Source organism: Chryseobacterium sp. PCH239 (assembly GCF_018924625.1).
GTDB classification, from domain to species: Bacteria; Bacteroidota; Bacteroidia; order Flavobacteriales; family Weeksellaceae; genus Chryseobacterium; species Chryseobacterium cucumeris.
In genome coordinates this window covers 2,031,863-2,055,661 of record NZ_CP073027.1, presented here as the reverse complement: position 1 = coordinate 2,055,661, position 23,799 = coordinate 2,031,863, and the positions used below count along the sequence as shown (strand labels likewise).

The following is a 23,799-nucleotide window of genomic DNA, read 5'->3' as shown; positions in this document are numbered from 1 at the left end:
GCCATGAAAACATTTATCATTATTTTGACATGTATTGCGGGTATTTTCTACGGAAAAGCTCAGCAGCTCGTCTATAAGCCGGTAAATCCAGCCTTTGGAGGAGATACATTTAATTACCAGTGGCTTTTAAGCTCTGCTAATGCCCAAAACCCATTTGATGAAAAAAATGATTTCAGCAATTTGCTGGATCGGGTGAACTCTCTTGATAGTTTTACTGAGAGTCTTAACAGGCAGATCCTCAGTGAGCTTTCACGAAAACTGTTTGAAGAACAGTTTGGTGATGGAAACATAAAACCCGGAAATTATCTTTTCGGTTCCCTTTATCTACAAATTACCAATACTAATCAGGGACTTTTAATCAATATTTTGGATACCAGCAATGGCGATCAGTCCGAGATCGTAATTCCAAAATAGGTAATCACTAAAAATAAACTTACCATGACAACCTACACTTATACCAGAATCTTTTTCTGCACCTTCCTGCTATGCATTCTGCAGGCCTGTAGTTCAATATTTGGTTTACCTTCGGATCCCGAAAAACCAACAATGGGAGAGGTTACATCTTCCACCGCAGAATTAAAAAATCTTCCGCTTCCCAAAGAGAAAATTGTAATAGGAGTCTACAAATTCAGAGACCAGACCGGCCAGTATAAACCTTCCGAAAATGGAAACAACTGGAGTACGGCAGTCCCTCAGGGAACTACAACCATTCTTATCAAAGCATTAGAAGACAGCCGATGGTTTGTCCCTATTGAAAGGGAAAACATCGCTAATCTTCTCAATGAAAGACAGATCATCCGTTCCACCAGACAGGAATACATCAAGGATGCAGACAAAAACAATCAATCACTTCCACCTCTTTTATACGCCGGAATTCTTCTTGAAGGCGGCGTTATCTCATACGACAGCAATATTCTGACCGGAGGACTTGGAGCAAGGTATTTCGGAATCGGAGCTTCCACACAGTACCGCCAGGACAGAATTACCATCTATCTCCGCGCTGTCTCTACACTTAACGGAGAAATTCTTAAAACGGTTTATACTTCTAAAACCATTCTTTCAACCAGTGTTAACGGAAGTTTTTTCAGATATATTGATACTGAAAGATTACTGGAAGCTGAGGTAGGTCTGACTCAAAACGAACCTGTTCAGCTCGCTGTAACAGAAGCAATAGAAAAAGCAGTAAAAGCCCTGATTGTTGAAGGAATCAGAGATAAAATATGGGGGAAGGCAATAGATGAGAATGGAGGATATCAAAGCTTAATTAATGAATATAACAGAGAGCAGGAGCAAAATAATGACAGAGTTGTTGGAGGCAGATATCCGCAGGATTACAGACAGAAAGTATCCATATTTGCCAACGTTGAAGGACAGAAAGTTAAAGATGACTACGTAGGTCCTAAAATGAATGTTGGTGGAAAAATAGGGCTTAAATATTTCCTTACTCCTTATCTGAATATGGAACTGAACGCAAGCTACTTTACGCTTGAAAATTCAAATATTGTGAAAAGAAACTACTATGGTCCTGAAGTGAATCTGGAATACATCCTTTTTCCGAAATACAGATTCAGTCCATTTGTGTATGGTGGAGCAGGAGCGTTGTATTCAAAATATAAACCTCAATATAAAGCACAGTTTGGTGGCGGGCTGGAATATATGATCAGCAAGAATTTTTCGCTGAGAGCCTCAGCCCAATATGATCTTGGCTTCAAAGACGACTGGGAAGGCCTTGTTAATGGGAAAAGAAAAGATCAGGCTTTGCGCTTGGGAATAGGAATCAACTTTTACTTCGGAAACAAATAAAAACATGAACTATGAAAACTATAATTAAAATATTCAGCATACTCATCTTTGCTTTTTGTCTGTTTTCATGCAATGAAGACCTTGTAGAACAGGCGCAAACAGGAATGTTAAAAGGAAAAGTCGTGAAAAGGGGTAGCAATGTGCCGCTTTCTAATGTGAAGATATTTACAAATCCTACGACACAAACGGTTTTCAGTGGTACAGACGGTTCATTTGAAATCGCTGCCATGCCGATAGGGAATTATTCTGTAAAAGCAGAACTTTCAGGATATATCACAAGCTTTCAGTCAGTCAATATACAAAATCAAAATCAGGTGGTAACGGTAGTTTTTGAGATGGATGATGATACTTCATTGAATTCTCCTCCCGCTACACCACAGTTGCTAAGTCCGATAGATAACGCAGTAAATCAACCTTTGAGCGTCGAATTAACCTGGAGCGCAACAGATCCCGATACAGCAGATGTATTAAGATACAGTCTGACCATTAAAAATAATCTTGACACTAATGTGATTCAGGTTAATGATTTGACAGCAAACCACTATACGCTTTCAAATCTGAAGTTTGGTGTAAGTTACTTCTGGCAGGTGTCTGTTTCGGACGGCATTCACCAGCCAGTTTTAAGCTCTATCAGTAAATTTACCACCAATACAGTTCCGGCCAACAGGTATCATTACGTTCAGAAACAAAATGGAAACTTTGTGATTATTTCCAGTGATGATCAGGGAAATAACTTCCAGTTTACCAGTTCTTCCTACAACAGCTGGCGACCGCGTAAAAACAATAATGCAGGTCTCATTGCATTCCTTCGTACGGAAGGTGGAAGTACCCATCTTTACACTGCCAATCCGGATGGCTCCAATCCTTTTAAAGTAACAACGGTTGCTGTTGCAGGCTTTAATAACTATGAAATGGACTTTGCATGGAGTACCAACGGTAAGGAGCTTATTTACTCCAATTTTAATAAGTTGTACAGAATTAATAAAGATGGAAGTGGCTTGAGCTTAGTCTATACAACTCCGGATGGAAGCCTGATCTCCGAATGTGACTGGAGCTATGATGGTAGTAAAATAGCATTGAAAACCAATGATTATAACGGATACAATACTAAAATTCATGTAATAGATATAAATGGCGCTGTTCTTAAAACGGTATTGTCAGGTACTGCAGGTGCCAGCGGAGGCTTGAACTTCTCTGTAGACGGACAGCTTCTTCTCTTTACCCGTGATATGTCCGGATATTTGGATGGAAGTGGAAATTACCGTCAGCTGGATTCACATATCTTTATCTATAACCTTGTTACAGATGCTGTGAGTGATATTTCTGCAGAAAGCGAAAAAGTACTGGGAACGAATGACCACGATCCTAGGTTCTCACCAAATAATGCTCAGATTATATTCATGAATACCTCCAACGACAATATTTCTCAAAGGAATATAATGGTCATTGACCTTAGTAGTACGCTGACCGATATGACAAGGGCAACACTGTTCAGTAATGGAGAAATGCCGGATTATGAATAAGATACAATATTTAATGTCTAAGGTTTTAGTTTTAAAGTGAGGTATGAGATCATATCTGTACCATTAGAGATCAATTTTTTAGAATTAATTAAATATGTTTTTCATGTTTTGTCTCTAGTTTCTCTGCCTCACTTTTTATTCTACAGACTTTGAGTATAGGTAACAATAAAAATTTCACTGAAGAATTAATTAAAATCAGAAGTAAAAAAAATTCCAGACTTTTTAAAGCCTGGAATTTTTGAGTGATTCATGGAAGTCTTTCAGTCGATGATATGATTCTCGATCGCATATTTTACAATTCCGACTGAGTTTTTCGCATTGAGTTTCAAAAGAATTCTTTTTCTGTGTGTTTCTACCGTATTGATACTGATAAATAATTTTTCTGATATATCTTTACTGCTGCATCCGTCACAGATCAGTTTAAGAATTTCCATTTCGCGGCGGGTGAGAGGTTCTTTGATGTGAGGGTTGGGTTTTCCCTGTTCATTACTAATAAAATTGATCATTCTTTCCTTTGCCTGATCACAGATATAGATCTCATTAAGAAGTAAAACATTGATGGATTTAAGAAATTCGTCATAGGAACAATTTTTATCCAGATAAGCTTTAATACCTTTATTGAAGAGTTTTCGGATGTCAATCACATCATATGAACTTCCAATGATAGTAATCTTGGTATTTTTATGCTTTGCAATAATAGTCTCCACAAGCTTGCATATTTCTGAAAGCATAAGCATGTTGGAACTCATCACAAGCATTTCCGGAGGTTCTTCTTTTAAATGTTTTGAGAGGTTTTCTAGAGAATTGCAAATATCAATTGTACTGAAAATTTTGCTTTGAGTAAGTAGTCTTGATAATCCTTCTGTATAGAGCATCGGTTCATCAAAAATAGTCAATTTTGGTTTCATCATGGTTTATTTTGTTTATATAAAAATAGGAAAAAAACTTCATATTTTAAACAAAATTGACAAATAATTTCAAATTATTATGTTTTTATTGATGGTAAAATATTATTTTTATTGATTTTTCGCTAAATAATTCTCTTTTTGTGGAATTTTTTGGAGTTATTATTGTTGAAATCTATTATTCATCGTTGTTTTTAAACGTTATTTTGAAATGTGGTACTATTTAACTAACGTGGTAGGGATATGCTTTACCGGAAAGTTAACGGAGTTGGCAATGAAGCAGAATTCGCTGGCCTTATGATGAAGTTGTTCTGCTTTTTTAATCATAGATTCTTCAGCAACTGTTACTGTTGGGTGTAGAGTTACTTCTGTAAAATGACCGCTTCCACTGGCTGTTTCTACCATGGTACCTGTCGCTTCATCAGTATAATTTGTAACGATAATGCCGGCTTCAGAACAAAAATGAAGATACCATAGCATATGACAGGAGGAAAGTGAAGATAACAGCATGTCTTCCGGATTATGTTTTGTTCTTTCACCACGGAATGCAGGATCTGATGAACCTTCAATCACAACTTTGTTTTCTGCTGAAATGGTGTGATTTCTTTCGTAGTCTCTATAGCCGCTGGTTCCTGTTCCTTTATTTCCTGTCCATTGGACGGTAATTTTGTAATGGTGGTTTTTCATAGATAAAAGATAAAAGATAAAAGATAAAAGATAAAAGATAAAAGATAAAAGATAAAAGATAAAAGATAAAAGATAAAAGATAAAAGATAAAAGATATTGTTGTTAAACAACTATTATACATCTGGATATCAATATCAATAGGGTGGGCTTTAGCCCGCCTAGTGTAATAATCTAATCGTCCATTGTCTTGAGGCAAAACTTAAATTATTAATCATGTTCTATATTTGCAATACATTATAAAAACGAAAAAACCTCCAGTACAACTGAAGGTTTTAAATTTTTTAATTAGAGAATTCTATCAATTCTTCTTTTTTGGCATTGTAGATTTTGTATTCTAAATATTTAAAAGAATCCCTTGGAACAATGGTTACCCACTTTTTGTATTTGATAAACCATTTCATCTGGATACTTTTAATGCCTTTTGTAAGGTAGGCTTCCACAAATGGGTGTACGTGCAGGTAGATTTTTCCTTTTTCTTTCTGCAGGATATTTCTTAAGGTTTCACCCATTCTTTCCACGATAACAATAGGAGCTACAATTTCTCCGTCTTTGTTCGGGTTTTCTTCTTTGGTGTCGATCTGTTTTTCCGGACGGTTTCTCTGTCTGGTAATCTGGATCAGACCAAATTTACTTGGAGGAAGGATTTTGTGGCGTGCTTTGTCGCGCTTCATTTCCTCTTTAAGATGCTCGTAAAGATCTCTTCTGTGATCAGAATTCGGCATATCTATGAAATCGATAACGATGATACCTCCCATATCGCGGAGGCGAAGTTGTCTTGCGATTTCTGTAGCAGCCATTTTGTTCACTTTCAGTGCATGCTCTTTGTTGACAGCAGTTCCGGTAGTAATATTGTTTCCGGAGTTGACGTCTACTACGTGAAGTGCTTCTGTGTGTTCAATAACAAGATAAGCTCCTTTGGAACTCGGAATGTTGACGTGTTTTCCGAAGCTCTGTTTAAGCTGTTTTTCAACATTGTAATATTCCAGAAGTGGAATATGAGAATCATAAAACTGGACAATGTTTTTCTTTTCAGGGGCAATTACTTCAATGTAATTTTTCATTTCGTTGACCATTTGCTCATCGTCGCAGATGATATTCACGAAATCCTGATTAAAATTGTCTCTTAGAATAGCTGAAGCTTTGTCTTCTTCGCTTAAAACTTTAGACGGAACTTTATTTCTCTGGATGTTTTTGAAAGTGCTTTCCCACTTCTGAACCAGCTGGTTCATGTCATTATGCAGGTCTGCTACTTTTTTTCCTTCTGCTACCGTTCTGATGATTACTCCGAATCCTTCAGGTTTAATGCTGTCGATAAGGGTTCTCAGTCTTTCTTTTTCCTCAGAACTTCTGATCTTTTTGGAAATAGAAACTTTATTGTCAAAAGGAATTAAAACCAGGAAACGCCCTGTTAATGAAATCTGGGTAGAAATTCTTGGACCTTTGGTAGAAATAGGTTCTTTGGTAATTTGTAACAGAACAAGATCGTCCTTGGCAATTACTTTGTCTACCGTTCCGTTTTTGTCTATTTCGGGTTGTATCTCGAAATTTTTTAAGCTCGAAGTGCTTTGTTTTTTAGAAATAGTATCTTTTAAAAACTTTCTGTACGTAAGATACTGAGGTCCCAGATCCTGATAATGCAGAAATGCATCTTTGTCATATCCGATATTGACGAATGCTGCATTCAGATTGGGTGCCAGTTTTTTTACTTTTCCTATAAACAGATCTCCAACTATAAAATCGCTTTTGTCTTCTTGCTCATGAAGTTCACATAGTCTTCCGTCTTCCAGCAGCGCAATCTTTGTAAGATCATCTTCATGCGAAACTATTAGTTCTTTCTTCATTTTTTAATAAGATAAAATTGTTAAGATTATAGGAAGTGGATGTTTTTTATCGATTAATTCATCTATTAAATATAAGGATTTTGAATGAAAATCATTATATGTTTATTAAAATAATATTTGAAACCCTCCGTTTTCCGCGGAATCTTATAGTTGCAAACAAAAATATAGTTAGTGAACTTTAAAAATTTAAATCCACCAACTATATTATTATATTGTAAATCTCGAGAAAAAGAGATTATTTTTTCTTATGTCTGTTTGCTCTTCTTCTTTTCTTTCTTTTGTGAGTCGCAACCTTGTGTCTTTTTCTTTTCTTTCCGCTTGGCATAATTTTAATTTTTTAGTAACTAGTTAATATTCAGTTAATGTTCTTATTTTACTGCAACTTTAGTTTTTACTTTCTCAACAAAAGATTTTGAAGGTTTGAAAGCAGGAATGTTATGAGCAGGAATCTCAATTGCAGTGTTTTTAGAAATATTTCTTCCTGTTTTAGCAGCTCTTGTTTTAATGATAAAAGATCCAAAACCTCTTAGATAAACGTTATCCCCATTATACATAGAAGTTCTGATCTCCTGCATAAAAGCTTCTACAACTTTCTGTGTTTCATTCTTTTCTGTTCCCAACTTATTTGAGATGGTGTTTACCAATTCTGCCTTTGTCATTTCCTTATTTTAATTTTAAATTTTAGGTGTGCAAATTTAGTTAAAAAAATTGAATACTAGCAAATTAGTGGCAAAATATTTTTATTCAAAGAGTTGGACTTTTTATGTATACACTATATTAAGGTACGGTGAAGATTATTTAACAATAAAATAATACAGCCGGATAAAGGTACAGAAATTTGGTGAACAAAATTTAATAAATGCTGGTTATAGCAGGCTTTACAGTACTTTTTAATATTGATTATAATATTTTGAAATCTTCTTCTCTGTCCTCATACATCACGAGGAATTGATTTTTTTAGTGAAATCAAAATTTTTTATAAACTGGAATTATAATATCCGTTTTCTACACAGAAACGTATCAGATGAAGTTTGGTCTTTAAGCCCAGCTTTTCTGTTAGCCTGTTGATATAAGTGTCTATAGTCCTGGTACTCAGATTCAGTTTTTCTGCAATTTCTTTATTACTGAATCCTTCATAACAGAATCTCATAAGCTGTATTTCTGCCGGTGACAGCTCTTCCTGTCCTTTTTTCTGCCTGTCCATGTATTCCTGTACAGCAAGAGGTTGCTGTTCCCATTCTTTGGAATAAGCCTGATAGTCGAAGTCGTCAGAGGCAATACTTCCTTTAATAATATCCTTTATAATGGTGCTTTTTTTCTGACAGTAATAGATATTGGGAATCTTCGAAAGGATTTCCGCCATATCTTCCTGATAAGTGCCGGAATACGTAATAATAGGGGTTTCAGTATTGTTTTTTCTGATATACTTAATAGCTTCAATTCCACTTAATACCGGCATGAAGAGTTCAATAATGAACACATCTTCCTGTCTTCTGTAGATTCTGTTTACCAGTTCATGCCCATTGTTACAATCATTCAGAAGCATATAGAAAGGATTTTCCATAAGAGTTTTGATCATTATTTTTTTAAAATAAAAATCACTGTCTGCAATGGAAAAACGTACGGTATTAGATAATATTTTACTCATTCTTAATATCGATTTGGCGAATGATATTTAAAATTCAGAGGTCTAATTTATGAAAAACTTATCAAAGTGAAAATTAATATTAATTTAATCAGGGTTTTCACGAAACAGGGTTGGGGAAATTACGTATTGTGCATAAAATTTTTTTTTTATATTTTCACAGGCCAAACAAATCGCAAATTATGTCTTCTAACAGGGAAAAAAAATTAAACAAATCTGACGTCAGAACGGGCATTTGGAAGTTTATTCTGTCATTTGTTGTTTTGTCGGTTGTATCTTTTACGTGCTTATTTCTCTTCTTTAAGAGTTATGACATACAGCGCGAAGGGATTAGCCGTGAAGCTGAAGCTTATAAAGAACTGATGCTTCGAAGTGACGTGCTTAAAGATCACATTGATGATATTTACGACAAAATGAACCAGCTTAGCATTAATAAGGTGGAGAATGAAGTGTTTCTCAGAACCAGTATTATGGATAATGTGAGAGATGCTAAAAACATTATGGGGAAAGACAGTGTGCAGAGCTTTAAACATTATGCTTTATTGATGAAGCAAATTGTACCGATGATGACTTTAAAAGCCAAGATCATTGAAGTGGAGTATCAGAAGAAAACAGTTTTAAGAGATCTTGATGAATGCATGGGGAAGATCAAAGTGACCAATAATGAACTGAGAAAAGACCCTACAAGAAATTTCACAGGAAGTAAAAGAAGAAGATAAAAAGAAAAGATATGCAAGGACAAATCACATTATCTAAGAAAGAAAGGCATTATCAGTTTTTTTATTTAATACTGATGCTGGTAACTGCAATGTTATTTTTGGGAGTGATCTTTTTAAAAGGATTTGTATCTCCTTTTTCTGATGAAGATGTAAGAGGAATTCAGAATCTTGAGCAGAAAGCCGAATTTGAACAACACCAGAAAGTTGTTCTTCCTATCATGGACAGTACGTATACCATGATTACCAAACTTACGGACGACGGGCCACAGCCTTTCATCGAAAACAATATCCAACTGGGTGTTAACGACCTTAACAGCTATTTCAATAGTACTGACGTTGTGGATATCCGCAAAGATGCTTATCCACAGATCGCAAAATTTTATAAAATGTATTTTGATGACAAAAAAGTCATTTCAACCACCTCTGAAGACATTAAAATTTTCCAGAAACAGGTAGATGAATGCAGAATCGGATTTAAAGATAAGCAGAATAAGCTCTATCAGCGCGAGCAGGATCTGAAAGCAAGAATGCAGTAAGCAATAAATACTAGGAACTTTAAATAAAACACATCACAATTACTAACTATGAATTATTTTCAAAAGAACAAGAAAAACATTATTATCGGTGTTATTGCAACTTTGCTGATCGCAGCATTGGTTGCTCTGTGGCTGCAGAAAAAGGTAATACACTCAGCCGATGATATTGTTGGGGTGGTTTATCCGTCTTCATTGGCGGTAGGAGACACGCTTTTATTCGAAGATAAAACCCAGTTTGCGAAAACCAAAAGATGGAATTTCGGAGATGGAACAACTTCAGATAAAAATAGTGGTATTCACTTCTATAATAAACCAGGGTACTATCAGGTGAGCTTGATCGTTGACAACAAGTACACGAAATCTTTCCCTGTAATGGTAGGCGCAAGAAGCGTTCAGAAACCTAAAGATACTGCAACGACAAAAACGACTATTGAAGCCGTGAGTCAGGCGATGCAAAATGAAAATGTGACTTTCCGCGCTGTTTCTGATGCAAAACAGTTTGCATGGAAATTCGGTGAGTCTGGAAATACAGATGCGAAGGATAAATTTACCATCTATTCCTATAAAAAACCTGGAGAGTATCTGGTGACTCTTTACACAGAACAAAGCCAGGATCCTATCTATCACCGTATCAAAATTCTTCCGGCTTATGATGCTCTTGCAGAAGATGAAGTTTCAGTAGAAGACTCTTATGCCAAAGTAGACAATGATTTTAAATATCACCTGCAGCAGATTGCCAACGGAAACAGTTTCAATATGCACTACAATTACCTGCTGAAAACTTATCTGTGTAACAATGAAAATACAGTGGTAAAAGTAAATGACAGCAAAGTGAATAACTTCTACATGTATTGTGCAGGCCTTCAGTTTGACAAAAATACGGTAATCCAGACGGTAAAAGTAAACCTGGATGATACGCAGAACTGTGTAACTAAAGTAGATATTAATCAAAGCAAATAATTTCGTCCGGTCTTACGGATGTGCCAATCATAAAAAGATTAAATAGGATGAAAAATAAATTTCCTCTAGCAGCATATTATATAGGGTTATCAGTATTATTGACGAGTTGCCAGGTAAAACTGCCGTCAAAGAAAACCCCGGAGCCTTCACAATATGGGCAGGTGGATGCTTCACCTGTCGTTAACGGATATCCAAAAAAGTCAGTGCCATGGATTGTTATTTCAGACAGATCCAGAAATACAGCTTATTTGGATAAAGATGATGAGAAGTCTTACAAAGAAGTGAAATTCCTTGAACCTTTAATGGTTTTAAAACATAGAGACGGAATGGTAAAAGTAGCGGAATATGTTCCGGATGCTTTAATGAAAAAAGTTTCCCCAAAATCAGTCAAAACATACGGCTGGATTCAGGAATCTGACCTCCTTCTTTGGAATAATGCCTTAAAAAGCGAAAAAACAGGTTATCCTGTAAGAGTCGCAGTAGTCCCTAATAACAGCGAAGTCATCAGAAATGCTGAAAGATACTACAAAAACGACTCTATTATGGTGTTCAACTCACCAAGCCTTATTGAAACAGCCAACGTGAAAATTCCTAATGGACAAATTGTTTACGTATACAAGATGGCTGAAAATAACAAACGTTTCCTGGTAGGTAAAAAACCATCTGTTGATATGGACAGTATCAACAAAGGACTTTACGGATGGGTAAGCTCAAATGTAATTTCCAGCTGGGGAGAACGTTCTGCAATCAAACTAAAAAATACAACAGGAATTAATGATACAACACTGGGAATTCATGAAGGGCATCCAGGTGGATCAGCTTCTGATGCTGACAACAAAACCGCAGTTCTTCTTACTGATGTAAACAAGAGAACTCCTCTTGAAAATATCTTCCCGGTAAATCTTCCTTTAGAAGAAACACCAACTCCTGATTCAAAGACAAAATATTTCACCAATATTTTAGATTACAGCAAAAACTTTGTATCCAATGTATTGGGAGAACCCATCTATTTTGACCGTTACAGAGAAATCACGGAAAGAGATAAAAATATCAATATTGTTTTCGCGCTAGATGTAAGTGCAGCCAATGCACCTTATGCACCTATTGTAAAATCATTATTACAGGACCTGCAGCTTAGATTTGAAAAACCATCTTATTTTAGTAATGTTAAATATGGAGTGGTTTTATATAAAAATAATCCTTGTGGGGAGAATATTTCTGTATCCAATTTAAGTACAGATTACAGCAAGATTTCTTCGTTTATCGATCAGAAAACAAATGAAATGAACTGCGCAAGCAACAATGGTTATCAGCCGGTAGGAGAAGCTCTTACTGCAGCTGGAAATCTTCTTTCAAATGTTCCTGATGAAACCAATATTGTAGTGACTGTAGGTACTTCTGCTAACCAGAGCGGAAATATGTACAGTGTAATCAGCTCATTGACGCAGGCTCAGGCAAGGTTAATCATGTTCCAGACCAGTGCAAGATCATCTGATACTTATAATGATTTTGTATTGATGGCAGAAAATGTGGTAACCAATACAGCTAAAAATATTGCTGAGCTTAAAAAGCAGAAGATCATCAACCAATATGATGTACTTACCAAAAACAATTTCAACCTTGTGGAAGGTGATGAAGGATTTTTCTCTTTAGCTTATCCTAAGCAGAGTATGTCTCAGGGATTCGTTATTTTCCCTAAAAAAGGAGATATTACCACTCCGGGATTCCTGAAAAAATCTGTTGACAGCCTTATTGCGCAGGTTACTTTAGACAATCAGACTGTTGATAAATCTCTGAATGAATATTTTCATTCATCGGTAGGCGCAGGAAGAACAGATGTAGATCTGAAATATAAATATCTGTATCCAGGACTTACCAATCCTGTTTCTGCCGGAATTGCTGCACAGCTGATCAACTACGGAAGTCCATTCCTTGTGAAAGGATATATTCCAAAAGATCTGAAAGATTATACTCCAGCAATAGAAAAGGGAATCCTTATTTCTGAATCCGAATATGATAACTTAAAAGCATTCTACACTGAAGTTTACAGAAACACTCAGGCGGACCGTGCAGACTTTAATCAGGCAAGAGCGGTGAAAGAATATGTGAAGCTGTTGAAGAAATATAATCCTACAATAAAATTCTTAGATAAAGGAGCACTTTATGAGCTGCCAATGTCTTACGCTATCGGAATGAGTACAGGATTTGATCTTTCTGAAGAAGAACTGATGGCTAAATATAAGCTGAAAGGTTGGAAAAAATCAAAAGTTGTTCCTAGTGAAACGGTAAAGAATTATTTCCAGCATTATAAAAACTTAGCGGACAGAATGCTTGCCAACAGAAACAATCCGGCTGTAAAAATTCAGCAGAACGGACAGACTTTCTACTGGCTTAATGAGTACTTTACTCCATCAAGAATTCCAACAGAACAACCGGAATACACAAAACATTAAAAAATTCATTTTATGATATTAAAAGCAGGAGTATATACTTCTGCTTTTTTTGTCGCATAAAGACAGATTGACCAAAAAATTGATTTACATAAACCTGAAACCTCGGACTTTAAACCTCATTATTTCTCCTTCATGTGTAAAATTATTTTTTATCTAAAAATGGAGAGATAATTTAAAACACTGTATTAATGGATGTTATCGTGTGGTGTGTAAATCCATTGTCGTAGAATTACGACATTAAATCGTAGAACTACTACAAAATCTCAGATTTATAGGGAAAAGTTTTTTTTAGCGGAAAAGAGCCTCTATATTTGCTAACACAATCACCACATCACAAAATATTACTAACGATTAAATTTACTAATCATGGCAGAAAGAAATTCAAGAGGAATCTTAAAATTCAATAATGGAGAAGGGCAGAAGCTGTTAAAAATGAATTACAGCGTTTCCAGATCTACAGATGTTTCAGGACGTGTAGCATCAGATCCTTCCAACGCATTAATCAAGGTTACAGTAGAAGCTACTGAAAAATCAGATATCCTTGAAAGCTTGCTGAACGGTAAATATAAGCCGACTGTAGGAGAGATTACTTTTAACAAATCTCACGAAGAAGGAACATTGATTACACTGAAATGGCAGAATGGATATGTAATCCAGCATCAGGTAGATTTCGATGCTATCGACAGCAACAGTATGCTGATCAGCTTCGTAATCAGTGCTGAAACAATAGATTATGGTACTTCTCAATATGCTGGGCTATGGCCATCCAGCTAAATACTGACACACATTATCAACATTCATAAGAAGAAAGACTGTCCCTATTTAAGACGGTCTTTTTTTGCCTGAATAAAAAAACTATACCTGAGAATTTTATTTTATAACATATTTATATAGTGTCTGTTACATAAATTTTGTTATCTTTAATACCAAACACAAACACAAACACAAACACAAAGCATATGAAAACCGAATCAAAGACCAAAGGATCTTCTTTCCGCCCATCTCAGAATGCAGACGGGATATCCGCGAATCATCACGCAGGGATCAACCGGCTGGTTAAATTATCACTGGTTGTAGAAGGTAAAATTATTAAGTACTATAAACATTTCACTCTTAAACAAAAAGCGGGTCACCACCACGAATTCAATCTTATTCTTGCTCACGATGCTTTGGGAGACAGGCAGAGCCATACCCTTGAAGAAGCCAACAAATTTCTGGGAAAACGTCTTACGGCTGTTATTTCCTACAAAGATATTGAAGAGAGTCCGGAAAGGAATTTTGTCGGGGTTATTACCAAAGTAGGATTCAGTCAGGAAAAAATGAGTCTGGGAAATATTGTACTTTCCGGATACAGCCCAACGATCCTGCTGGACGGTGCTCCGCATATCCAGAGCTTTGGCGGCAGCCAGCCTGTTAATATGGGAATCATAGCCAAAGAAGTAATACAACAGGGAATAGATAAAGAACGGTTTGATATAAGAGTCGATACCAATGATTATTCCCAGATCATTTACAGCAGCCAGTATAACGAAACCCATTATAATTATCTGTCGAGAATGGCAGAAGCTTATGGAGAACAATTTTATTATGATGGAGAAGTTTTGCATTTTGGCAAGCTGCCTCCACAGAATAAGCCTATAAAACTTTTATACGGAAGCAATGCAGATAATATTAAAGTAGAGCTTAAAGCGGTTCATACAAGACCTCAATATTATGGCTATAACAGCAGTAAACATGAAAAACTGACCTCAGGGGAAACTCCGGTTGATCATTTAGGTGATTTGGCCCGCACAGCATATACTCATAACGATAAAATCTATAAAACTCCGGCACTGCAGGTTGCGCCTATCAAAGCAACAACGCATCTGGATGTGGAGCATTCTCAAAGAAGCGCGTCAGGAAGTGAAGCGGTTAATGTATTTTCGGTTTCCGGATCTACAACCGTTCCTTTTTTGCATCCCGGATGTATTGCTGATATTCATATGAGAAAACCGGACAGCAGTGAAACATCTTATTTTACGAAGGTTATGGTGACAGAAGCCGTTCATGAAATTGATACGATCGGACATTATACGGGAACTTTCGAATCCATTGCCGCAGACACGGGTTTTCTGCCCAAACCGGAATTTACGGTACCGGCTGCACAGCCACAAATTGCAACGGTAATTTCCAATACCGATCCGGAAGGTCAGGGAAGAGTTCAGGTAAGATTCGACTGGCAGATGAATGATAACACTCACTTTGTAAGAGTAATGAGCCCCGATGCAGGAGGAACCGATCAGATCACTCAAAATCGTGGTTATGTAGCTATTCCCGAGGTAGGCGATCAGGTGATGGTTAATTTCGTACATAGTCATCCTGACAGACCATTTGTGATGGGAGGAATGTTTCATGGCGGAATAGGCCTTGGTGGAGGTGCAGACAATCGTGTAAAATCTATACAAACGCGAAGCGGCCACAGAATCGTTTTTACAGAAGACGAAAGCATTATTATTACAGATAAAAGCGGAAATGAAATCCATCTGGATACAACAGGAAGTAATATTAATATCACGGCACCGGAAACCATGACCCTGAACTGTAAGAATATGAATATTAATGTAGGAGAGAATATGACTACGACGGTGGGAAATAACCAAAGTACAAACGTTGGAAATAATATTACAATATCTGCTGGTAATGATATTATAGAAACTGCTACGGGTAATAGAATGGAAATATCTGATAACCGGACAGAGATGGTGGATAATGATTATACAAGACAGTCTTCAACGTCTGATATTTTTGCAAAAAAAATGACTGCTATAAGTTCAGAAGATGATATTCTTATACAAAGTGCTAAGACTGTACATATGAATAGTGGTGAAAAAGGGACTAATCATTAAAAATTAACGTCTATGGCAATTATAAGAAAAGCTTCGAATATTAAAATTATTACTCAAAATAAGGACGCTGTTTTAGCTGGGAGAATTCACATGAGTACCAGTAAAAAAATGATATTCGATGCAATCGAAGATAATCTGGAGTTCAATAGCGCAAAAAAAATAAAAGCAGATGGCAGGGGTTAGTTATAATACTTGGTTTAAAGTCACGAGAGAAATATTTCCTACCTCTGTAAATTTTGAATGTACAAGAATAGTAGAGTATAACATTAGCTTGAATGAAACAAGAGAAATTAGATTTAAGGTAGGTGGGAAAAATGATGATAAGAAGCGTGATCTGAAATTTGAACTTAATAATTCAAATATATCATTATCTACTTCTTATTGGAGTGTTGAAAATGAATGGGTAATAAAGACAAAAGTGACGGGCAAAAAGCTTGGTGAAACTCTTATTACGGTAAAAGTGGAAGGAAAGACGTTAAATACGATTAAAATAAAATGTGTTGATTATAAAGACGTATTTTCTGAAAAAGATGTGGAAAGATTAGTTGAGGAAAATAAGATTTCTATTTCTCGACATACAGCATGTATAATCGCTGCTGACAAACAATTAGGAAAGTTATTATTGGACAATAAAAACTTTATAACTGAAACTTCAAATAATAAAGCAAATGTTTATAATGCTTATACAAGAATAGATCAAATTAAAGATTATGGTTTTGTTAAGAATTTTCAAATTTTTGAACAAAGTACTTTTAAGGGTGGAGGTAATTACCAACCAAAGGAATATAATACTGGAAAACAAAATGTAATATCAAATTATTTGAAAAATGCAATTGGTAGTAAAATTGGTTATCACGTATTTTATTTTACAATTTTAAATGGTTATCATGTATTGCTGCTTGTTGTAAATGCTTCAAATCCATGTGATATGAAATTTAAAATATATGATCAATTAAGAGATAGAGGAGATTATCAAAATTTTTCTTTGATAGATGATAAGTTGTTAGAGATGAATGTTAATAATTGGTCTGGAGCAGCAAGTTTAACCAGAGATAAAACAGCATCAACAAAATTTGGAATATGGAAAATACAAAAAAATAGGATATAGTATTTTGTTTTTATTAATTATGCTTTCATGTGATGGACAAAAACAGATCAATTATTATGATACACAATTAAAGGAAATTAATAACAGTAATAATATTAGAAAACTAAAATTAAATCTATATATGTATAATGGTAAAGTGAATATTTCATCAGATTATACTATACAATATGCGGGAACTAATGAAAAGATAATGACAAAAAATAAAGGATTAATTTTACAGGATTCTATCTTTTCTTTAAAAACAAATTCTTTATGGAGTACTGATGCTATTATAAAAACAGCAAGTTATCAGGAAGTGGAAAAGAATATTTTATACAAGGATGTAAATAATATTTATTATAACTCTACTTCGAGAAATAATAATTCTCCATATATAATATTAGATTTAGTGTCTCCAGAAGTCAAATTATTAAGTGGTAATTATATTAGAGATAAAAAGAATATTTATAGCTATGGAGGGATAAATTGTCAGAAATTGGAGGGTGTCCAAATAAATTCATTTAAAACCGAAAAATATATGAATTCAATTAATGGTAAAAGTATTTATTTGGGATTCGATGGTGAAAGTATCTTCCATAATGAAGTCAAATTATCTATTGATGATGTAAAAAATTTGCCTATTCATGAAAAAATAAAAGACTCTCTCCAAAAAGAATATTTTTCTGATAGGTAAGAAGAGTTATTATATAATAATGAAATCTTAAAATATTAATACATGTAAACTGTTTGTTAATTCTATCCTTCAGGGTTAGATATTTTAAAAAAAATCACACAAAGAAATTACTTAGGAGAAGGGCTTAGAAACAAGCAAGTTGGACTTTTACTAATACTTTTATGAACAGATTACTAGAGCATTTAGTTTAGTAATAAGTCTTGATGAAAAAAGAACAGCTGGTATGGTAAGGTATTTAAAAGCTAACAATATGAATTGCTATAAAAATGGAAAACTTATTAAATCAACACATCAAGGGATTTTCAACAACCATCGTTAAGGTTTTCTTACAATTATTATTAATAACTACTGTAGCTTGTACAAAAATGAATGAACAAACATTTAAAGTATTTGGAAAAGAAGATATATTGAAGAATACTAAAATTAATATCATAAAGATAGATGATAGAGGAGCAAAAACTGAAAATACATTATTGTTTTTAGGAAAAGAATATGACATAAATGCAGAAACGGAAGCAGGTGCTACCTATGAACTTTATGTTTCTTATAAAGATTCATTAGTTAATATATTGAAATTTGAAAATGTAATGAGAAATGCAAATGATCATATTAATCATATTTATTTGAATGAAGAAAATAATAGCATAAACGTTATTTATATCGGAAGAGAATCAGATGTGGTTAAGCATCATGGGTTTATGAAAACATTGATGCCAAAAAACGATTTTTATAAAGCTAATAATATTTCAGATGATAAAACGATAGAAAAGTATAACCAGCTTTTTTTGATGAAGTTAAGTAGCTCTTAAATTATGAAATTAAAAGTTTTTTTTTACTGTTATACCTTTATTTTTCCCAATGTAAAAAAACAATAACCTATAAAAAATATTGTGAATAAAATAATAATATTAGCTGGGTTAGTTTTTTTTACTCAATTTCAATCGCAGGAATTACAAAAGACAATGATTCCAAAAATTAGTAATGAATTTGAAAAGATTACCATACAGAATTCTAAGAAAAAAGATGATGACAGATGTATTGAAACTCCAGAAGGAAGAAAAGAAATCTTTTCTACTTCTGAAGGTGGATATAAATTAAGTATTTACTATGAGAATTCTTTTTATAAATCAGATAAATTCTATTATAAAAATGGGTACATAAAAAATAAATCATTGGCATTTAACACGGGCTCACCCGTCGGAATATTATATCATTTTGATAAATCAGGTAAGCTTACTAAGGAAGAATATACAGATGAAGGATATAGTTTTACTCCTGAAAAGGTAGTGAAGTATTGTGAAAAGAATAAAATCGCGCTTCCGAAAGGATATCATGATTCTGGGTTTTATACCCGGGTTAGAAAGGATGTTCTTGATGGTAAAAAAGTTTGGGTAATAGAATACCTTATCCCGGATGGAGATATTCAAAAAGTTGTTTTAGATGGTCAATCAGGTACAGAACTTGAGAAAAAAGTGGTTCCGTTTGTGAGCCGTTAATAGGTTAATCTTTTTTCTATTTTGGCCGGAAAGAGATCCAGAAAAGTAATATGTCACCATCAGAACTACGATTAAAAACAAAAAGCACCGTTGTTACTTCTCTAATTGAAGAATTAACTATCTTTATATCGTTTAGAATAAAATAGCTAATTTTAGCTGCACAAAAAGAATAAGTTTTAATTCTTTGAAAAAAGAGATGAAAAATATACTTTAAAATCATCAAATCGTAAGCACAACAGAATGCCAATATATTAATATAAGAAAATTATAAATGGGAGTACTAGTAACCAACGAAACAGTAAAGCAACTATTTCACATTGCTCAGTCGATAGCGAAGGAAAATTATAATGGAACTTATGGTGGCCCGCACATCCTGCAGGCTTTAATGCATAAAGATATCGGACTTAATGAATTCCTGAAAAGCATAGATAAAGATCCGGGCTATTTCTATGAATGGGCAGATGTCCGTATCGAAGAATATCCGAAAACCAGCCATCTTCCCGATGAAGTAGGACAGGATGATGCAGTGGATACCCTTATTGAAGAAGCTGATGATATCCGTTTAAAATTAGGATTGGATGAGATTACTCCTATCTGTATCCTGACAGCCATTGTAAAACCACAGGTTGTATTCTCTCTTCAGCAGTTAAAGTCACTTCCGTTGAGAGAACATGAGATCTTTAATCTATACAGAAAAGATACTCCGTTTACCGTTTCAGAAGATGGGAACTTCTCATCATTATTTTCAAATGGTTCAGACTATTCAGACTCTTCCTTTCCTTCCATTAAAAGCTATTGTGTAGACAGAACGGCGCAGGCAAGAAAAGGAGAAATAGAAAATATCATCGGCAGGGACAAAGAACTCAGAATGCTGGTGGAAATCCTTTGCCGAAGAAGCAAACCGAATGTGATCATCATCGGGGAGCCAGGAGTAGGAAAAACAGCTTTGGTAGAAGGCTTTGCTACAGAAATTATTAAAGGAAATGTTCCTGAAATGCTTAAAAACGGTACCCTTTTAGAACTGGACACCGGAGCATTATTAGCCGGAACTTCTTATAAAGGGGAAATTGAAGACCGCCTGAAAAAAGTCATCAATGAATGTAAGAAAATTGAAAAAGCCATTCTTTTCATTGATGAAATCCACACCCTTTTAGATCCGAAAGGAAGCATCGGAAACGTTGCCAATCTCTTGAAACCTGAGCTTGCCAGAGGCGAAATTACCGTAATCGGAGCTACTACGCAGGAAGAATACAGAAAAATTATAGAGCCGGAACAGGCTTTCAACCGTCGTTTTGAGGTGTTAACCGTTCTTGAACCGGATGAGAAAACATGCGTCAAAATGATCGATGTACTCCTTGAAGGATACAAAAAGCACCACGGTATTGAAGTGGAAAAAACAGCCCTTCCGGAATGTGTACGTCTGGCAAAAAGATATGCAAAAGGTAAAAAATTACCGGATGCCGCTATTGATTTATTAGACAGAACAATGGCTGCGATCAAAATGCTTGATGAATTATCAGAAAAAGAACTGGATAGCTGGAAAGAAAGCTATGATGCGATTTTGAAGGAAGAATATACAGACAGCAAAGATAAAGCTGATGAACTGATCTGGACATATAACCTGCTAAGAGACAAAATAAGCCCAATTTTGTGGGGATCACTCAGCGAGCAGCCTTCCATCGACAACTCTATGCCGGTAGATCAGATTCAGAAAATCATTGAAGATACTTACGCAGAACTTTTGCAGCATGCAGCTAAGAAAAGAGAAAAAGTAGACAGATTGGAGCTGGCAGCTGTAATGGCCGCTAAAACCAATATTCCAATCGGGAAAATCCAGGCTCAGGAAAAAGAAAAACTCCTGAATATGGAATCCCTTCTATTGAACAGGGTTGTAGGGCAGGATCATGCACTAAAAATCCTTTCCGATGCTATTGTTGAAAACCGAAGCGGATTGAACAAACCGGGACAGCCTATCGGATCGTTCTTCCTTCTTGGACCTACCGGAACTGGTAAAACAGAGCTGGCAAAATCAATGGCAGAATTACTTTTCAACGATGAAAAGGCAATGGTACGCTTTGATATGTCGGAATTTAAAGAAGAACATTCCGCAGCGTTGCTATACGGAGCGCCTCCGGGATATGTAGGATATGAAGAAGGAGGAATGCTTGTTAATAAAATCAGACAACAGCCATATACTGTTGTGTTATTTGATGAGATTGAAAAAGCCCACCATTCTGTTTTTGATGTATTCCTTCAGATTATGGATGAAGGGAAAGTTCATGATAAATTAGGTAAAGAAGGAGATTTCAGCAATGCATTGATCCTGTTTACCTCCAATATCGGAAGTGAAGAAATTGTAAAACAGTTTGAAGAAGGAAAAATTCCGGAATCATCTTCACTCATGCAGATTATGTCAAACTCCGGACGATTCAGACCTGAGTTCCTGGCAAGAATTACAGAAATTATTCCTTTTGCACCGATCACAGAATCTATTGCAGAAAGAATCTTTAATATTCAGCTGAAATCACTTCATACTTCATTAACAAGATTGGGAATTGCTTTGAAAATTACCGATGAAGCTGTGAAAAACCTTGCATTAGGAGGGTTTAGCAGTAAGTATGGTGCAAGACAGATCTCAGGGGTCATCCGTGCTCAGCTTGCAAGACCAATCTCTAAAATGATTGTGAGAGAAGAAGTGAAATCCGGCCAGACTATTCATGTAGATTGGAATAAAGACGAAGAAAAATTAAGCTGGAAAGTAGATTAAGTATAAAGTAAAAAGGCAAATTTGTTACCCACTTTTGCCTTTTAGCTTATAAATAAAATTAAAATGAAAACAATTGTCAGAAATATCTTTACAGGTTTTCTATTATTAGGATCCGTTATCATGATCAACGGACAGTTTCTTGCTGCTTCCGATACCTCTGAAAGCAGTGTGAAAAAGTATAAAGGTATCATTAATGCCAATAAGGATCTTGTAGAATTTATTGAACAATTACTCCTTCAGAAAGGCCTTCCCAAGCATTTGAGAAATCTGGCCCTGATTGAATCCCATTTTGACAGAAATATTACCTCAGGTGCCGGAGCAGTAGGAATCTGGCAGTTTATGACTGCACATGCCAACCAATACGGGCTTACAGAGCAAGGACGTACTGACATTTATAAAAGTACTAAAACCGCTACCATTTCCTTAAGTAATCTTTATAAAAAGTACAATAATTGGGTGACCGTGGTTGCAGCCTATAATTGTGGTGAAGGAAATATTGCCAAAGCAATGGAAGCTGCTGGCTCTACTCAATATCATGTGTTTTATAAATACCTTCCGGGAGAAACCATTAATCATGTGAAGAAATATCTTAATGCATGCTATGCAACAGGAGAACTTCAGAGTGTATTGAATAATTATAATTCTGCAAGGCTCAACAAGATTTTCTTTGAGGGAGATCGTAAAGAAACTGCTGCAGCGCTTTCAGAAACAGAGATCAATGCCGGATTCAATCTGAACGTTGTTGCTGCAGAATTGAACGTAGAAGTAGACAAAATCCTTGCCTGGAATCCGGGAATCGTAGAAGAACTCCAGAAAAAAGGAGAAAGTCCATTCTATCTTCCTGTGGATCTGATGCCTGATTTTCTGCTGAGAAAAAACAAAATATTGGTCCGTTCCATAAAAGAAGGTGGAAAGGCTCAACAGTAAAATAATATCCGATAACAATAAAAAAGCAACCCATAAAACGGTTGCTTTTTTATTGGATAATCTGTTAAAAACATCCTAATATTTTATTAAGAAAATCTTAATATTTCTCACTGATGTGGAAAATTATTGTTTTTGGTGTTAATTTTCAATCAATTAAAACCTTTTATTGATAGGCTTTTGGTTGGTGTTCTTAAATCAATTGTCGTAGAATTACTACAAGAAATCGTAGAACTACTACAAATTTTCAGATTTATATTCAAAAGTTTTTTTTAGCGAAAAAGAGCCTCTATATTTGCTAACACAATCACCAAATCACAAAATATTACTAACGATTAAATTTACTAATCATGGCCGAAAGAAATTCAAGAGGAATCTTAAAATTCAACAACGGAGAAGGACAGAAGCTGTTAAAAATGAATTACAGTGTTTCCAGATCTACAGACGTTTCAGGACGTGTAGCATCAGATCCTTCTAATGCATTGATCAAAGTAACAGTAGAAGCTACTGAAAAATCAGACATCCTTGAAAGCTTGTTAAACGGTAAATACAAGCCAACAGTAGGGGAAATCACTTTCAACAAATCTCACGAAGAGGGAACACTGATTACTTTGAAATGGGAAAACGGATACGTAATCCAGCACGAAGTAGACTTCGACGCAATAGACAGCAACAGTATGCTCATCAGCTTCGTAATCAGCGCTGAAACCATTGACTACGGTACTTCTCAGTACGCAGGATTATGGCCTTCAGCAGGTAAATAAGCCTATTCATCATCTTAGTAAAAATAAAATTGGTACAGAACAGTACGCTCATTCGGGTATACTGTTCTGTTTTTCCGTTTAAAAGAATTTCGAAAATCATTTTTCAAAAG

Annotated in this window: 22 protein-coding genes; 17 read left to right on the top strand and 5 right to left on the bottom strand. The window is 35.2% G+C overall.

Annotated features, from left to right (window positions below; translation table 11 throughout):
- Positions 1 to 3: 3 nt before the first annotated feature.
- The 3 genes from KBP46_RS09305 to KBP46_RS09295 are packed head-to-tail and all read left to right on the top strand — an operon-like array spanning position 4 to position 3,326.
- Complete coding sequence (locus tag KBP46_RS09305; RefSeq protein ID WP_062675648.1) at positions 4 to 414, top strand: curli production assembly/transport component CsgF; 411 nt, start codon at positions 4 to 6, stop codon at positions 412 to 414.
- Positions 415 to 438: 24 nt separating this feature from the next.
- Positions 439 to 1,803, top strand: a complete 1,365-nt coding sequence (locus tag KBP46_RS09300) for a CsgG/HfaB family protein (protein ID WP_123278828.1) — start codon at positions 439 to 441, stop codon at positions 1,801 to 1,803.
- Between the two features lie 11 nt (positions 1,804 to 1,814).
- Entirely contained in the window at positions 1,815 to 3,326 is a 1,512-nt protein-coding gene (locus KBP46_RS09295; protein ID WP_216445195.1) for a carboxypeptidase-like regulatory domain-containing protein, read from the top strand.
- Between the two features lie 260 nt (positions 3,327 to 3,586).
- Here KBP46_RS09295 and KBP46_RS09290 read toward each other — a convergent pair whose 3' ends face one another.
- From KBP46_RS09290 to KBP46_RS09270, 5 genes are all read right to left on the bottom strand, one after another.
- Positions 3,587 to 4,237, bottom strand: a complete 651-nt coding sequence (locus KBP46_RS09290; RefSeq protein WP_228436889.1) for a response regulator transcription factor — start codon at positions 4,235 to 4,237, stop codon at positions 3,587 to 3,589.
- 213 nt (positions 4,238 to 4,450) lie between these two features.
- The gene (locus KBP46_RS09285; protein WP_216445194.1) at positions 4,451 to 4,918 is read right to left on the bottom strand and encodes an OsmC family protein; all 468 of its coding nucleotides are present in this window, start codon (positions 4,916 to 4,918) and stop codon (positions 4,451 to 4,453) included.
- A gap of 281 nt (positions 4,919 to 5,199) precedes the next feature.
- A complete protein-coding gene (locus KBP46_RS09280; protein WP_062675344.1) occupies positions 5,200 to 6,759 on the bottom strand; it encodes a ribonuclease E/G in 1,560 nt (519 codons plus the stop codon).
- A 368-nt stretch (positions 6,760 to 7,127) separates the two neighbouring features.
- The gene (locus KBP46_RS09275; protein ID WP_002984212.1) at positions 7,128 to 7,418 is read right to left on the bottom strand and encodes an HU family DNA-binding protein; all 291 of its coding nucleotides are present in this window, start codon (positions 7,416 to 7,418) and stop codon (positions 7,128 to 7,130) included.
- 317 nt (positions 7,419 to 7,735) lie between these two features.
- Positions 7,736 to 8,407 (bottom strand): response regulator transcription factor, encoded by a 672-nt coding sequence (locus tag KBP46_RS09270; RefSeq protein WP_120233558.1) that lies wholly within the window; start codon positions 8,405 to 8,407, stop codon positions 7,736 to 7,738.
- A 179-nt stretch (positions 8,408 to 8,586) separates the two neighbouring features.
- On the opposite strand from KBP46_RS09270, the gene tssO reads away from it, so the two are divergent.
- The 14 genes from tssO (at position 8,587) to tssD (KBP46_RS09200) (ending at position 23,689) form a co-directional block, all read left to right on the top strand.
- On the top strand, positions 8,587 to 9,123 hold the full coding sequence (tssO, locus tag KBP46_RS09265) for a type VI secretion system TssO (RefSeq protein ID WP_062675342.1): 537 nt from the start codon (positions 8,587 to 8,589) through the stop codon (positions 9,121 to 9,123).
- 11 nt (positions 9,124 to 9,134) lie between these two features.
- The gene (locus tag KBP46_RS09260; RefSeq protein ID WP_034697149.1) at positions 9,135 to 9,659 is read left to right on the top strand and encodes a type VI secretion system transmembrane protein TssO; all 525 of its coding nucleotides are present in this window, start codon (positions 9,135 to 9,137) and stop codon (positions 9,657 to 9,659) included.
- A 48-nt stretch (positions 9,660 to 9,707) separates the two neighbouring features.
- On the top strand, positions 9,708 to 10,619 hold the full coding sequence (locus tag KBP46_RS09255; RefSeq protein ID WP_062675341.1) for a PKD domain-containing protein: 912 nt from the start codon (positions 9,708 to 9,710) through the stop codon (positions 10,617 to 10,619).
- A 47-nt stretch (positions 10,620 to 10,666) separates the two neighbouring features.
- On the top strand, positions 10,667 to 13,072 hold the full coding sequence (gene tssR / locus KBP46_RS09250) for a type VI secretion system protein TssR domain-containing protein (protein ID WP_062675340.1): 2,406 nt from the start codon (positions 10,667 to 10,669) through the stop codon (positions 13,070 to 13,072).
- Between the two features lie 366 nt (positions 13,073 to 13,438).
- A complete protein-coding gene (gene tssD / locus KBP46_RS09245; RefSeq protein ID WP_062675339.1) occupies positions 13,439 to 13,846 on the top strand; it encodes a type VI secretion system tube protein TssD in 408 nt (135 codons plus the stop codon).
- A gap of 185 nt (positions 13,847 to 14,031) precedes the next feature.
- Positions 14,032 to 15,957 (top strand): type VI secretion system Vgr family protein, encoded by a 1,926-nt coding sequence (locus KBP46_RS09240; RefSeq protein ID WP_216445193.1) that lies wholly within the window; start codon positions 14,032 to 14,034, stop codon positions 15,955 to 15,957.
- A gap of 12 nt (positions 15,958 to 15,969) precedes the next feature.
- Positions 15,970 to 16,140 (top strand): hypothetical protein, encoded by a 171-nt coding sequence (locus KBP46_RS09235; protein WP_157885782.1) that lies wholly within the window; start codon positions 15,970 to 15,972, stop codon positions 16,138 to 16,140.
- On the top strand, positions 16,127 to 17,065 hold the full coding sequence (locus tag KBP46_RS09230) for a hypothetical protein (RefSeq protein ID WP_216445192.1): 939 nt from the start codon (positions 16,127 to 16,129) through the stop codon (positions 17,063 to 17,065). The genes KBP46_RS09235 and KBP46_RS09230 overlap by 14 nt, the downstream gene beginning before the upstream one ends.
- Positions 17,031 to 17,738, top strand: a complete 708-nt coding sequence (locus KBP46_RS09225; protein ID WP_216445191.1) for a DKNYY domain-containing protein — start codon at positions 17,031 to 17,033, stop codon at positions 17,736 to 17,738. Before KBP46_RS09230 ends, KBP46_RS09225 begins: the two co-directional genes overlap by 35 nt.
- A gap of 266 nt (positions 17,739 to 18,004) precedes the next feature.
- Positions 18,005 to 18,547, top strand: coding sequence for a hypothetical protein (locus KBP46_RS09220; protein ID WP_062675335.1), 543 nt, complete (start codon positions 18,005 to 18,007; stop codon positions 18,545 to 18,547).
- Between the two features lie 81 nt (positions 18,548 to 18,628).
- Positions 18,629 to 19,234, top strand: coding sequence for a hypothetical protein (locus KBP46_RS09215; RefSeq protein WP_216445190.1), 606 nt, complete (start codon positions 18,629 to 18,631; stop codon positions 19,232 to 19,234).
- Between the two features lie 271 nt (positions 19,235 to 19,505).
- The gene (locus KBP46_RS09210; RefSeq protein ID WP_216445189.1) at positions 19,506 to 22,001 is read left to right on the top strand and encodes an ATP-dependent Clp protease ATP-binding subunit; all 2,496 of its coding nucleotides are present in this window, start codon (positions 19,506 to 19,508) and stop codon (positions 21,999 to 22,001) included.
- A 63-nt stretch (positions 22,002 to 22,064) separates the two neighbouring features.
- Positions 22,065 to 22,928: a lytic transglycosylase domain-containing protein gene (locus KBP46_RS09205; RefSeq protein WP_216445188.1), complete on the top strand. Its 864-nt coding sequence runs from the start codon at positions 22,065 to 22,067 to the stop codon at positions 22,926 to 22,928.
- Between the two features lie 347 nt (positions 22,929 to 23,275).
- A complete protein-coding gene (gene tssD / locus KBP46_RS09200; RefSeq protein ID WP_062675331.1) occupies positions 23,276 to 23,689 on the top strand; it encodes a type VI secretion system tube protein TssD in 414 nt (137 codons plus the stop codon).
- Positions 23,690 to 23,799: the final 110 nt, after the last annotated feature.

Bases quoted from the DNA above. Each gene is read 5' to 3' on its own strand.
- tssD (WP_062675339.1), top strand. From the start codon at position 13,439: ATGGCAGAAAGAAATTCAAGAGGAATCTTAAAATTCAATAATGGAGAA.
- KBP46_RS09205 (WP_216445188.1), top strand. From the start codon at position 22,065: ATGAAAACAATTGTCAGAAATATCTTTACAGGTTTTCTATTATTAGGA.
- KBP46_RS09255 (WP_062675341.1), top strand. From the start codon at position 9,708: ATGAATTATTTTCAAAAGAACAAGAAAAACATTATTATCGGTGTTATT.
- KBP46_RS09220 (WP_062675335.1), top strand. From the start codon at position 18,005: ATGGAAAACTTATTAAATCAACACATCAAGGGATTTTCAACAACCATC.
- tssO (WP_062675342.1), top strand. From the start codon at position 8,587: ATGTCTTCTAACAGGGAAAAAAAATTAAACAAATCTGACGTCAGAACG.
- KBP46_RS09275 (WP_002984212.1), bottom strand. From the start codon at position 7,418: ATGACAAAGGCAGAATTGGTAAACACCATCTCAAATAAGTTGGGAACA.
- tssR (WP_062675340.1), top strand. From the start codon at position 10,667: ATGAAAAATAAATTTCCTCTAGCAGCATATTATATAGGGTTATCAGTA.
- KBP46_RS09305 (WP_062675648.1), top strand. From the start codon at position 4: ATGAAAACATTTATCATTATTTTGACATGTATTGCGGGTATTTTCTAC.
- KBP46_RS09260 (WP_034697149.1), top strand. From the start codon at position 9,135: ATGCAAGGACAAATCACATTATCTAAGAAAGAAAGGCATTATCAGTTT.
- KBP46_RS09230 (WP_216445192.1), top strand. From the start codon at position 16,127: ATGGCAGGGGTTAGTTATAATACTTGGTTTAAAGTCACGAGAGAAATA.
- KBP46_RS09285 (WP_216445194.1), bottom strand. From the start codon at position 4,918: ATGAAAAACCACCATTACAAAATTACCGTCCAATGGACAGGAAATAAA.
- KBP46_RS09295 (WP_216445195.1), top strand. From the start codon at position 1,815: ATGAAAACTATAATTAAAATATTCAGCATACTCATCTTTGCTTTTTGT.
- KBP46_RS09300 (WP_123278828.1), top strand. From the start codon at position 439: ATGACAACCTACACTTATACCAGAATCTTTTTCTGCACCTTCCTGCTA.
- KBP46_RS09210 (WP_216445189.1), top strand. From the start codon at position 19,506: ATGGGAGTACTAGTAACCAACGAAACAGTAAAGCAACTATTTCACATT.
- KBP46_RS09290 (WP_228436889.1), bottom strand. From the start codon at position 4,237: ATGATGAAACCAAAATTGACTATTTTTGATGAACCGATGCTCTATACA.
- KBP46_RS09240 (WP_216445193.1), top strand. From the start codon at position 14,032: ATGAAAACCGAATCAAAGACCAAAGGATCTTCTTTCCGCCCATCTCAG.
- KBP46_RS09235 (WP_157885782.1), top strand. From the start codon at position 15,970: ATGGCAATTATAAGAAAAGCTTCGAATATTAAAATTATTACTCAAAAT.
- KBP46_RS09270 (WP_120233558.1), bottom strand. From the start codon at position 8,407: ATGAGTAAAATATTATCTAATACCGTACGTTTTTCCATTGCAGACAGT.
- KBP46_RS09280 (WP_062675344.1), bottom strand. From the start codon at position 6,759: ATGAAGAAAGAACTAATAGTTTCGCATGAAGATGATCTTACAAAGATT.
- tssD (WP_062675331.1), top strand. From the start codon at position 23,276: ATGGCCGAAAGAAATTCAAGAGGAATCTTAAAATTCAACAACGGAGAA.